Raw genomic sequence first — 12,158 nt, forward strand, 5'->3', positions numbered from 1 at the left:
TACCAGGTGTTGACGGAGATGCGATTGGCTCAGCTTTGTTGAGATATGCAGAAGGTTTCGTGCGATCGCCCCAAATCGGAATACTATGCGGAAAGTTTCTTGCGATCTGCCCTAATAGGGGCAATATGCGGAAAGTTTCTCTCCAATAAGATTGTCAGACACCTACAAAGAAACGTATCTCCGCTGCCATCTTAAGCATGAATAAAGTCAGGATTCTTTTCATAGCCGCCGATCCAACTGATGCTGTTCGGCTGCGTTTAGGCCAAGAATTACGAGATATTCGTATCAAACTGCAACTTTCTAAACTGCGAGACTTTTTTGTATTAGAGTCCCGTGAATCTACTCGCCCAGATGACATCACTCAGGCTATTTTTGACATTAAACCCCAAATCATTCACTTTTCCGGACATGGATTGAAAACTGGTGAGCTTTGTTTTGAGGATGACTCAGGCAAAACTCAATCAGTACAACCTGATGTATTAGAAGATTTATTTAAGTTATTTTCCAACCAAGTAAAATGCGTGATATTGAATGCCTGTTATTCAGAGAGTCAAGCGAAGTCAATAGCTAGGCAAATTCCTTTCGTCATTGGGATGGATCAAGCTATTGAAGATAAAGTAGCAATAGCTTTTTCGGTCGGATTCTACAAAGCGCTGGGGGCTGGGAGAGATCTTGAAGATGCATATGATTTTGCTTGTTTAGAGATTCGATTAAGAGGTTTTTCAGGGCACCTAAATCCTGTCCTACACAAGAAAAAGGGTTTTGCTTTAGAAGATCTATCTACAGCCCTGGGAAAGACAGACCGAATGACAAATTTCCTCGATCTTCTTTTCAAGAAAAGTAAAAATCAAAAAATAATTGATCCTTATTCCGAAACAAATTTTTCAGCAAGTCCTTATCAAAAAGATCTCCTGATCTCTATTCTCAAAGATTTGAAAAGACATTTTCAGCACAGCCAAAATCCCTTGTTAAATAGTTATCATCAGGATAAAGCTACTCGCAAATGCACAGAAAATCTTCCAAGCAATCGCATGATGACATTATCTATTCCACTTTATCCCTTAGGAAAACCGTGGGCTCCAGAACTACTTTGGGCGGGAGAAGCAGATTATGAGAGCATTAAGATGCTCCGAAACTACACTTCTAAGATCCAAATAAGTGTGCACTCAATGATGGTATCTACCATCGCTGCGTCTTTAGAGCTGAGTAGTATTCGCGGAATTGAAACTATTTTATCTTGTCCTTCAAGCACATCTGCAAGGCATATACTCTCTCTATTAGATGGAAATACTCCTTGTGATATATTCGTTACAGCTGACGCTGGAGTCTATCTTTCGACATCAAATATTACTAAGTCTTTCAGACGAGTCTTGACACTTTGGGAGGAGGAGCACCTTGTTATTGGCAATAATCGCAATGCTAAGATTGGCCAAGTTCTTGTAGCACCAGGAACTACGCAAGAAATACATTATAGAATAGGTATGAACGAGGGTAACCTCCCAAAAGAAGATTTTGAAGAAGTTAGAATCGAAAACCTGTTTGTCCGAGCTAGAGAGTTATCATCAGATCAAGCAATTCTTTTAACTTATCCAAAGTCTCAGCCTATATTAAAGGGGCTTGACTTTTTTGAGCTAGCTCCTAGAGAAACTCGTGGAATGTCTTTTGGCCTTTACATGCGAAAAGATCTTCCGGAGAGCTTTCAGGTTGCATTTTTGAGGTCTTTTGTCTTTGCTTATAATCGGTGTAAGCAAAGATTTGAAAACCAAGGACCAAATGGAATAAGATATAGACGTAACCTTCTTAGGGAGATGACCAAGGTACCAGGCTTTTTAAGGAACTACAAATTTGGTACTTTCGGTTCCTACACAGGCATATAAAGCAAGCTATAGTGCGATCGCCCGCCCGTAAGTTGGGTTCCCTTCATCAACCCAACAACTCCTTAGCCACTTACCTCATGCGCTTTAGCAATCGCCAGCTACCCCTTACGCGCTCTGACTAACTAGCAACCTCTGCCTTCCAAACTCTTTCAGCTAGTGCCCTAAACCTCCAACGACGAGCCTACCGCTGTATTGCGCGATCGCATTCGCGCCGCTAAAGCCGCCTAACCCAAAACAGCCAAGTCACCCAGGCAAGAGCGGCCAACCAACCAGAGCGATAAACTAAAGCTAGATTACTCTACAACCCAATCCCTTATCCCTAGAAAGGTCTACCTATGGCCACCCTCGAACAAATTCAGCAAGACCTTCAAACCCTGCCCCAAGACGCGCTAGATCTGCTAGCTCAATTTATTCAACTGCTCAAAAAAAGCCAGGTAGCTGCCCAAGAGCATTCCCAAGCTGAACAACCAGAAAAAGGCAGCGGTACGGCTATTTTGCAGTTTTTACACAACTATCCCCTAGCGCCCGAACATCAGCGCACAGCTTTAGAGATCGATCAGCAAATCAACGAAGAGCGCGCTGCATAGGTTGAAATGAAATTTTCCTTTCGACAACTTGAGAAAGAACACGCACTATCAATTCTTCGTTGGCGTTACCCTTCACCGTACGACCACTACAACTTTGATGCCGACACCATCCAAGAAGACCTATGCTATCTTCTTGACCCCCAAAATGCCTTTTACGCAATCTTAAATGTACACGAAGAACTTGAAGGCTATTGCTCTTTTGGCGCAGATGGTCAAGTGCCAGGCGGAGACTACCGCACTGAATCTCTTGACATCGGCATGGGCATACGACCAGACTTAGTCGGCCAAAGACATGGCAGGCATTATGCCCAAGCTGTGGTGAGGTACGGGGTAAATCAATATAGAGCGCAGCAGTGTCGAGTAACCATAGCGGAATTTAATAAACGAGCACAACGAGTGTGGGAGCAAATAGGATTTGAACAGATGGAAAAATTTGTCAAAATTGGTACTGACAAAGAATTTGTGATTATGCTTTATACAGTCTAGCGTTACTTGCTAAACGCACGGCACATCGGAGCTTGGTGCTATGACAATCTCTTTAGATTTACCATCAGAGCTAGAGAATGAGCTTTCTGCTGAGGCTTCCTAGCTTAAATTGCCTTTGTCAGAGTACATTCTTCGCGTTCTCTCCTTTCGCCCTTTTCTGCAGAATCCTCCCAAAACAGGGGTTGAGCTTGTCATCTATTGGGAAAGTGTTGGGGTGATCAACTCTCGACCTGATATCGCTGACAGCCAGAAGCACGCCCGCAGGTTACGCGACTAGGCTAAACATCGTAAGCATTGCGTGCCCCAGTCTCACCACCCGTTGGGGCCATCACCACCAAATCTCCGTAGGCCGTTCGCTCAAGCTTCCAATCTGGATTCGCCCGACACAGATCGTAGAACTGGTCAGACGTAAACCCCGCCGTCGCAGGCATTCTGAGAATAGATTGAGCCCTGGCGATCGCCAGTTTGAACTAGCCCCATCTTAGCGTTCGCCCTATTGCCGAAGCGCAGGCTAACGATACCCGCGCAGCGACTGTAGGTTTGCTAGAAAGCGCTCGCTACAGCCAAACAACACACTATAGAGATCCACAAAAAGAGGGCACAGCTTAGCTGTACCCTCAATATTAAGCTTTGGCTTAACCGCTAGCCTTAGCGGCTGCTTGCGCCTGCATAGGTAGGAGAGCCAGTAGCCCCATAGACCCCCCAATCACGAATACCACTGTTACGCAGCACCGATTCAGCGGCCTGGATTTCTTGCTCACTGCCTTCTACCAGCACCAGATAATCGTCGTTTTGGTACACGCGATCGTTGTAGTAATTGGCCTTATCTTCAGGGATGCCCCAGCCAATTAGTGCGCCAAGCAAACCACCACCAGCGGCACCAATACCACCGCCGAGTAGCGCATTAGCCAGCAAGAAACCAACTTCTGCAACCGGCCCCACACCAGGAATCGCCAGTACACCAAGGCTACCAATTAAACCAATAGCACCACCAGTTACAGCACCGGCTTTTGCACCAGCCCCGGCACCGCCTTTAGCTTGCTCAGACTTGGGCTTGCTGGGGTCGTAGTTGTCGTTGTCAGACGTTAAATCTTTTAACCCCTCTCCAGATTTGGCCACAATGGAAATGCGATCCATGTGAAAGCCAGTGTCGCGCAGGCGGTGCATGGCTTGCTCAGCCTCTTGCCGAGTCGAAAACAGCCCAACCGCACGGCGATCGTGAGTAGGTTTGATATCAGTCGTTCTCATATTTTTCCTCCAGTGAGGATTGCGTCTGGCAAGCGTGTGCCCTACAAATGAATCCAGAGCACCGCTTAACCTATTTCTATCATCACAAATAAATCGTCTGATGACCTCGCTCATTAGCTATAGATGGCCATCCGTCAAAGGCTAGAGCCTGGGTCTATCGATAGTAGGGGAGTGGGCGATCGCACCCTCCCCACCTGTGTTGCCAATCATAAGGCTTAAGGGTAGAGGGCTGCGATCGCCCAACCAAGCCACAATCGCTAGCCCCATCAAACGAGGCGTAGCTACAGCCAGTTTGAGTAGATGTGACTAGCGATCGCCATACTGCTGAAACGCCAGGCGCGCCGCCCCGGCCATGCCCGCCTGGTTGCCCAACTCTGCCACCAGCACCTGCATGCCCTCGCGGGAGCTGAGCAGCACGCGGGTTTCTAGCTCCGCCAGCGTCGTCGGCAAAAACAGCTCCGCCGCTGCGCTAATGCCGCCGCCGAGAATCACCGCCTCTGGAGTCAGCACGTAGACCAGGCTAGCGATGCCTGCGCCCAGCCAACGACCGTAGGTTTGCCAAAAGGCGATCGCATCCCCATCCCCCGCCTTGGCCCGGTCATACAGCGCCGCCGGGGTCAGCCCCGTCTCTCGCACAATCGCCTGCACCGAGCAGTGCTGCTCTAGCGATCCTCGGTTGCCGCTGTTGCAGGGCGGCCCCTCGGGGTTGAGGGTAATCAACCCCAGCTCCCCGGCGGTGCCGTTGCGGCCCACAAACAGCTTGCCGTCGAGAATAATCGCGCCGCCAACCCCCGTGCCCAGGGTGAGGGTCAGCACATCCTTAAAGTTGCGCCCGGCCCCCAGCCAGGCTTCCCCCAGACCGGCACAGTTGGCGTCGTTGGCCACGGTGACCGATCGCCCCGTCTTCGCTTCCAGCGCATCGGCAATGGGCACATCGTGCCACCCGGCTAGGTTGATGGCGACGCGGGCAATGCGGCCAGCGGCATCGGCGGGGCCGGGGGTGCCTACGCCAATGGCAACGGCTTCGCGCTGGGGGTCAAGGGATGCGATCGCGTCCCCCATTGCCCCAATCACGGCATCCGGCGTCGAGGGCTGAGGGGTCGGCACAGCGAGATCGGCCAGGCACTGCCCCGCCTGGGTAAAGCGCCCCAGCTTAATCGCAGACCCGCCCAAATCCACGCCGATCACCTGCTGCTCCGCTGTCGCCATCGCCAATCCCTAGCCTTTTGAATGATTTGCCAGGGTCATTGTCTCAGATTGGGGCGTATGCAACGGTTGGGGGATCCCCCCTGCCCCCCTTAAAAAGGGGGGTCTGAGTCCGCTTCAAAGTCCCCCTTTTTATAGACGCTTGCGGCTTCCCGCAGGGTAGGGGGATTTAGGGGGATCGCTCACCTTGGCCGGTAGTCCCCCAATCTCTAGATGCGCCCCTCAGATTGTTTGAGGTTTAGTTTCGCCTGGCCGCAGCGGCTTGAAACGCCTGGCAGTACTGTTGATAGCCGCCGGGAAACACCACATTGAGCACCAGCGGATCGTCACCATCGCGGGGGTCGCCAGGGCCAGCGGTGACGACGGTAGTGCCGTCGCGATCCTCTAGTTTGATGGCCCGACGGTTTTTGAGTTCGCCGCCGCTGCTATCGACGTAGGTAACCAGGTTGCCCGTGTCGAACTGCTGGCCAATGGCTTGAATCAGGTGCAGAAAGTTGCGATCGCTGCCCCCCCGCTTGGCCACCGGCTGCCCGTCTTCCATCAGCACAACGCTGGTCACCGTATCCCCCACGCCCACCAGGGTCGGCATCAGCGCCGGGTCAAAGTTTTGGATCACCAACTCCAGCAGTTCCCCATGGCTGTGGGGAGCCTGACGCACACTAAAGTCTGACCCGAGGGGATAGTCCCCGGTTCGGTCGGCGTAGTAGCGGTTGAGTAAGGCCAGCACCCCCGCCTCTTTAATCGCCCCCCGCAGCATGAACTGAAAGTCGGTGGTGCCCGACTCATCGCCCTCGCCAAACCAGAGAATCTCTTTGCCGTCGGGGCCGCGCCCGTGGTTGGGGGCGTAGTGCACAAAAAATGACCCCTTTAGCCCCTGGTGAGCGGCATCGCGCAGCAGATCTTCCATCAGCGTCTGCATAGCATACTGGAGGTCGGCATACACCTCCCGCTGGTGGCCCAGCAGATTGTGAAAGGTATTCAGGTTCGCCGTCGGAGAGGCAATGTTGTCTAAAACCGTGGCCTGAATAGCCTGCTCCAGCTCTGATTCATCCCCATCGCGCAGACGACGCCGCAAAAACTGTCGCAGATGTTCGCCCATTTTCTGGGGCACCGCCGCCAAAAACGCCAGCTCCGCCTCGCTCACGCCGGGGTGGAAAATCTGACCGTCACGGGTTTGCCACTGCACGCCCCCCGCCGCTAAACCAGGCAGGTAGTAGCCCCCAGATTGGGCCTGCTGCTCTCCCCCCAGGGCTCGCTCAATGATGCCGTTTACCCCCCGCTTACCCGTGTGCTCGCCATTGGTGAGCACGTAGAAATGACCGTCAAAGCGCTGGGTGGCCTCAACGTAGTCGAGATCGATCACCCGAGCCAGCGGATCTTTGACCAGCCCCATGCAGACCCCGTCGAGATCTTGAATGATCAGCAGATTGTCGGTGGTGGCCAACCGCTCGATCCAAGCGCCATGATCGAGGGAGAAAACCTGCTGATGCAGAGAGGGCGAGGTTAAATAAGACATTGAGCAACCAGACTATCGACGGGCAAACCGCCCCAACCTTATCAGGGTATCTGCAAAGGAGCCATACCCTAAGGCAGACCGGCGATCGCCTATAGCCAGCCCTTAGCCCAATAAATGCCGATGCCGATGTATTCCTTGAGGGCGCGGGTGAAGTAGTGCAGGTTCTCGGTTTGGGGCACCAGGCTGAGGGTGCGCCCCTGCCAGGTAGTGAGGGTGGGGTCGGCGGGGTCGCGAGCCACGTGAAAATCCGTCGGGGCGGGGATGACCTCAAACCCCTGTTTTCTAAAGATCGCTAGAGAACGGGGCATGTGCATCGCTGAGGTGACTAGCAAAATGCGCTCGATGTTGCGATCGCCCAGCAGCACTTGGGTAAAGGCGGCGTTCTCAAAGGTGTTGAGCGATTCAGGCTCAATCGCTATGGCGCTAGCGGGCACCCCCAGGGCGGCAGCCAGTTCGGCCATGTCTTCGGCTTCAGACCGGCTCTGGCCCTGACCCCAGGTAATGCGTCCGCCGCTAAACACCAGCAGCGGCGCTTTGCCCTCCAGATACAGCCGCGCCCCGTGGAGCACGCGATCGCCCTCTTCGGCCACATCAATCCACGGGCGGGGCGGAAACTGGGGTTTAATCGCGCCCCCCAGCACCACGATCGCTTCCGCCTCGGGCAAATTCACTGTGTCTTGGTAGCGCCACTCCAGCGAGCGGATCACCGCCGTCGAAACCCAGTTATTGCTGCTCACCAGCAGCAGGGCTAGGGCCAGGGCGATCGCCCCCGCCGCCCACCGGGGTCGCCGCTTGAGACAAATCAGCGCCACCACCAACAGCACACAGGCCAGCCCCAGCGGATAGATCAGCAGCGGCAGCAGCTTCGACAAAAATAAAAACATCCCTACCCCTCACCCCTCTTCCCCAACAACCCCCTCATCTCCTCCAGCAAACTCTCCTGCTCCGTTTGCAGGGTTTCCAACCGGCCCATGATTTCACTCAGCCGATTTTCCCCAGCTTCTAGTTTTGCAGGCTTGACCCACCGCCGCACCAGCAGTCCCGACACCGCGCCAAAAATCCAGCCGCTGAGCTGAAATGGCAGCTTGACCAGGGAGAGCCAAAAACCTTCGGTGAGGCGGGCGATCGCGCTCCACAATCCCGCAAACAGCAGCAGACCCAGAATCCCCAGCGCGATCGCCCACAGCGGATGCCCCACCAGCCACCCCATCACCGGATGCTCCGCCAGCCAGCCCTGCACCGGCCTCAGCAGCGCCGACTGAGCCGCATCCGCCCAAGAATTGGCAAAGGTATCCGTCAAAATCCCCATAGCCACGCCTAACCCACTTAATCAGCCTTCCAGTAGGGTGGGCAATGCCCACCACCTACCCCCGCCCAACCAGCCAGTACAACCTAGCAAACACCTCGTTCAGTCCCAAAGGCCAATGGTGGGCAATGCCCACCTACCCATCCACCCGCTTCCCCTAGGGCGCTGGAGCCACGGGCGGCGTCCTCGGCGGCTCCGGCGGCTCCGGCGATCGACTGGCTAGCAGCCACCAGCCCAGCAGCCCCACCAGCAGGGCAGACCCCGACACCGCTAGCACCCAGCGGGGCACCCCTCGCGGCGGCTTAGTTTCTGCTGGGGAGGCGACAAACTCATCCTGGGGCAGATTTTCACCGTAGAGCTTGGCCCCAGCGGGGATGGCGGACTCCTGCTGAGCACCGGCTCCCACGGGCGTTTCTTGCCCCGTCTGGGTGGGAACCAACAGCTTGTACTGCATCAGCACCACGGCGGTATTGTCGTGGCCGTTCTTTTGGTTGGCCAGCTCAATCCATGAGGCCACCGCCGAGTCGAGGGTGACAATGTCTTTGATAATCAAACCGATGTAGTTGGCCCAGGCGTCTTCGATACGGTAGTTGTCGCTGAGGCCATCGGAGCAGAGTAGCAGAATGCCGGTTTCATCGAACACAAAGCGCTGAATGTGGGGCTGGAGATGGTCGCCGCTGCGGGTGCCCAGCGCCTGGGTCAGCGCCCCGGCATCGCTGCGCTCTAGGGCCACAGGCCAGGTTTGGCGGCAGGCCATCACCTCGCGCCCGGCGATGTCGTCATCCACTGTCAGCGGGTGGCAGTAGTCGGGGGTAATCCAGTAGGCGCGGCTGTCGCCGACGTGGGCCAGGTACACCTCGTTGACCCGCCCCCAGCCGTCGTCGGTCTGCACCCGTTGAGGAATCACCGCCGCCATCACCAGGGTGGTGCCCATGCGCTGGTGGCCCACTCGCCCTTGGTTGTCGTTTTGAAAACTAATCAGCTCGTTGACGATGCGAATTACCGCCTCCAGCTGCTGAATAATCACCTCCGGGGGCAGCACCCGCAGCTCGTTTTGGGTTTCGGCCAGCAGCGCTGGCAGCTGAATTTGCAGCGCCTGCACTGCCAGCCAGCTGGCGACTTCGCCGCCGTCGTGGCCCCCTACCCCATCGCACACCATGGCGATCTGAAACCCCTGGGCGGTCTCGCCCTGGGTGCCCAACGGCCAGCAGGCATCTTCGTTGCGGGGCTGGGTTGGCCCCTGGGCGGTGGCCCCCGCCAGGGCGATGCGGGTCGTAGTTGTGGCCGCCTGGCGCAGCAAAATTTGGTTGAGTTCTAGCGAGAGGGTGTCGAGGTCAAAGGTGCCAGCGTCGATGCGGTTGACCAGCGATCGCAGCGGTTCTGACACCGACAGATGTAGGGGCGAGAGCAGCGATCGCCACAGCTCCACCAAATCCGGTAGGGTTGGCGGCTCTCCATCGGGCCACAGTTCCACCAGGCGCAGCCGCCAGCCGTCTACCCGCAGGTTGCCGGGCTCTAGCAGACTTCTGGCCAGGCCCAGTTCGCCCAGCGTTGCCCACAGCTCCCACAGCTGCCACAGCCAGTTGGCCTGGCGCAGGGGCGGCGCGCTAAACAGCCCCGCCGCCAGCTCCGGCAGCAGCTCCCCCGCCTGGGGATGAATCGGGGCATTTTCTAGCAGCAAAATGGGCGGTGCCCCGGTGCGCTCTAGCACGCCATACAGTCCCGGCACGTGCAGTCGGTGGGGGTGGGCTTTTAGGTAGGGCAGCGCCTCCCCAGGAAAAGTATCGGGGGCGCTGGGCCGCTGGTCGGGCTCGGTGTCTAGCCAAATGCGCGGCCCCACGACTCGGTAGCGCTGACCCACTAGCTCATCGACCGGCAGGGTTTCAATATCGGTGCCGATTACCCAGAGGTAGGGCTTGTAGCGAGAGGGGCGACGCTCAACACGGTTCATAGCGTTTATGGTCGGTTACGGGCACGCGGCAGCAAATCTCTTAAAACAACGTAATTAAGCCCCCAGAAGGCCTGGGCCTAAAGATAGATTTATCCTAGAGGATAGCGAGACATTCAGAAGGGTAACCTGGGTTGGGTTTCATAGATCAGTGATCTCGACTGAAATTTCAACGGGGAGATACTCTGAGTTCGTCTGTTTTCTGGGCTTAACGTTGTTGTGGGCTGCTATGAACTACCCCCTGTTTTGGGCCATTCTTGGGGCTATCTTTTGCCTCATGGAGCTATTTTTGCCCACGGGCTTTGTGGAGTCTACCCTGGGTCTGAGTGCCTTTGTCGTGGCCTTTATGGCCCTCGGAGTAACCTCCTTTAGCTTTCAGATTGTGGTTTGGGTGGCGCTGTCCCTAGTGTTTATCTTCTTGCTGCGGCGGTTTGTGCCCAAGCGCACCCCCTACAGCCTGCAAGAGTCAACCGAAGCCCGCACCCTCACCGCGATCGCCCCCGGACAAACTGGGCGGGTGATCTACGAAGGCAACTCCTGGCAGGCTCGCTGCGACGACGAAACCATCACCATCGGAGCCGATCAACCCGTGGTTGTGGTCAGCCGCAAGGGCAACACCCTGTACGTCATCCCCGAAAGCGCGCTAAGAGCGTAGGCCGGCGAGCACCACAGCGATCCAACCAGTACCGCAAACCATTTGAGGAATTACAGCTATGGGCGGCTTTTTTAGTTTTCTGATTGTGCTGATCTTTGGCGGGTCGATCGCCGCCAGCTCCGTCAAAATCATCAACCAGAGCGACGAGGCTCTGGTCGAGACCCTGGGCAAATACAACGGCAAAAAGCTCACCCCCGGCCTCAACTTCTTGGTGCCCTTTCTCGACAAGGTGGTGTTTAAGCAGACCATCCGCGAGCGCGTGCTCGATATTCCGCCCCAGCAGTGCATTACCCGCGACAACGTTTCGATCACGGTGGATGCGGTGGTGTACTGGCGGATTGTCGATATGGAGAAGGCTTACTACAAGGTCGAAAACCTACAATCGGCCATGGTCAACCTGGTGCTGACCCAGATTCGCTCTGAGATGGGCCAGCTGGAGCTGGATCAAACCTTTACCGCCCGCTCAGAAATCAACGAACTGCTGCTGCGCGAGCTGGATATTTCCACTGACCCCTGGGGCGTCAAAGTCACCCGCGTTGAGCTGCGCGACATCGTGCCGTCTAAGGCCGTACAAGATTCGATGGAACTACAGATGGCCGCCGAGCGCAAAAAGCGGGCCGCTGTGCTGACCTCCGAGGGCGAGCGCGAGTCGGCGGTCAACTCGGCCAAAGGCCGGGCCGAGTCGTCGGTATTAGACGCCGAAGCTCGCCAAAAAGCCGCTCTTTTGGATGCCGAAGCCCAGCAAAAAACCATTGTGCTGCGAGCCCAGGCTCTACGTCAGGAACAGCTGCTCCAGGCCCAGGGCACGGCTGAGGCCATGCAGGTGATCGCCAAAACCCTCGCCGCCGACCCCGGCACCCGCGAGGCGCTGCAATTTATTCTGGCCCAGCACTACCTGGAGATGGGGCTGAAGATCGGCAGCAGCGACAGCAGCAAGGTGATGTTTATGGATCCTAAGAGCATTCCGGCAACGCTGGAGGGTATGCGGGCGATCGTGGGTGAAGGGCAGGTCTAATCGCAGCGTAGGCAATTATCAGAAGAGCCTGACACGGGTCGTGTCAGGCTCTTTTAATTCGAGGAAACTCAGCAGCCCTCCAGGTTCAGAGGATGTTTGAAAAGTCCTGTTTCTTGTAGCAAAAGTGGAGATCCCCCTTGTATCTTAAGAACCAGGACGGTAGACCGATGTCCCCCTGGTTCTAGAAACCGAGATTTAGTCCAGGTCGCCGTTCCACCATTTGTCAACAGCTCGAAAAATCGCCAGGGTCACGAACCCGCATCGAACAAGGTCGAGTGATGAATGGTCATTCTATTTCCTCAGGAGGTGCGTCA

General features: G+C 55.7%; 12 protein-coding genes. 5 read left to right on the plus strand and 7 right to left on the minus strand.

All coding sequences use genetic code 11. The annotated features are described in order from the left end of the window. The first annotated feature begins 197 nt into the window (after positions 1-197). From VB780_RS04440 to VB780_RS04450, 3 genes are all read left to right on the plus strand, one after another. Positions 198-1,877 carry a hypothetical protein gene (locus VB780_RS04440; protein ID WP_323349929.1) on the plus strand — a complete coding sequence of 560 codons (1,680 nt, stop codon included), beginning with the start codon at positions 198-200 and terminating at the stop codon, positions 1,875-1,877. 335 nt (positions 1,878-2,212) lie between these two features. After that, positions 2,213-2,464 (plus strand): hypothetical protein, encoded by a 252-nt coding sequence (locus tag VB780_RS04445; RefSeq protein ID WP_323349930.1) that lies wholly within the window; start codon positions 2,213-2,215, stop codon positions 2,462-2,464. A 6-nt stretch (positions 2,465-2,470) separates the two neighbouring features. After that, positions 2,471-2,950 (plus strand): GNAT family N-acetyltransferase, encoded by a 480-nt coding sequence (locus VB780_RS04450; protein ID WP_323349931.1) that lies wholly within the window; start codon positions 2,471-2,473, stop codon positions 2,948-2,950. Positions 2,951-3,228: 278 nt separating this feature from the next. Here VB780_RS04450 and VB780_RS04455 read toward each other — a convergent pair whose 3' ends face one another. The 7 genes from VB780_RS04455 to VB780_RS04485 all read right to left on the minus strand — a co-directional run bounded on the left by VB780_RS04455 (position 3,229) and on the right by VB780_RS04485 (position 10,177). Next, entirely contained in the window at positions 3,229-3,381 is a 153-nt protein-coding gene (locus tag VB780_RS04455) for a Uma2 family endonuclease (protein WP_323349932.1), read from the minus strand. Positions 3,382-3,598: 217 nt separating this feature from the next. After that, on the minus strand, positions 3,599-4,198 hold the full coding sequence (locus VB780_RS04460) for a general stress protein (protein WP_323349933.1): 600 nt from the start codon (positions 4,196-4,198) through the stop codon (positions 3,599-3,601). A gap of 306 nt (positions 4,199-4,504) precedes the next feature. After that, positions 4,505-5,407: an ROK family protein gene (locus tag VB780_RS04465; RefSeq protein WP_323349934.1), complete on the minus strand. Its 903-nt coding sequence runs from the start codon at positions 5,405-5,407 to the stop codon at positions 4,505-4,507. Positions 5,408-5,642: 235 nt separating this feature from the next. Next, complete coding sequence (stpA, locus tag VB780_RS04470) at positions 5,643-6,920, minus strand: glucosylglycerol 3-phosphatase (RefSeq protein ID WP_323349935.1); 1,278 nt, start codon at positions 6,918-6,920, stop codon at positions 5,643-5,645. A gap of 89 nt (positions 6,921-7,009) precedes the next feature. Further along, positions 7,010-7,804: a YdcF family protein gene (locus tag VB780_RS04475; RefSeq protein ID WP_323349936.1), complete on the minus strand. Its 795-nt coding sequence runs from the start codon at positions 7,802-7,804 to the stop codon at positions 7,010-7,012. A 2-nt stretch (positions 7,805-7,806) separates the two neighbouring features. Then, positions 7,807-8,229, minus strand: a complete 423-nt coding sequence (locus VB780_RS04480; protein WP_323349937.1) for a hypothetical protein — start codon at positions 8,227-8,229, stop codon at positions 7,807-7,809. Positions 8,230-8,383: 154 nt separating this feature from the next. Further along, a complete protein-coding gene (locus tag VB780_RS04485; RefSeq protein ID WP_323349938.1) occupies positions 8,384-10,177 on the minus strand; it encodes a protein phosphatase 2C domain-containing protein in 1,794 nt (597 codons plus the stop codon). 226 nt (positions 10,178-10,403) lie between these two features. On the opposite strand from VB780_RS04485, the gene VB780_RS04490 reads away from it, so the two are divergent. Beyond that, the gene (locus VB780_RS04490; RefSeq protein ID WP_323349939.1) at positions 10,404-10,829 is read left to right on the plus strand and encodes an NfeD family protein; all 426 of its coding nucleotides are present in this window, start codon (positions 10,404-10,406) and stop codon (positions 10,827-10,829) included. Positions 10,830-10,887: 58 nt separating this feature from the next. Then, entirely contained in the window at positions 10,888-11,844 is a 957-nt protein-coding gene (locus VB780_RS04495; RefSeq protein WP_323349940.1) for an SPFH domain-containing protein, read from the plus strand. The last annotated feature ends 314 nt before the right edge of the window (positions 11,845-12,158 follow it).

Origin of the sequence: Leptolyngbya sp. CCNP1308, from assembly GCF_034932455.1 — a bacterium.
Classification (GTDB): domain Bacteria; phylum Cyanobacteriota; class Cyanobacteriia; order Phormidesmidales; family Phormidesmidaceae; genus Nodosilinea.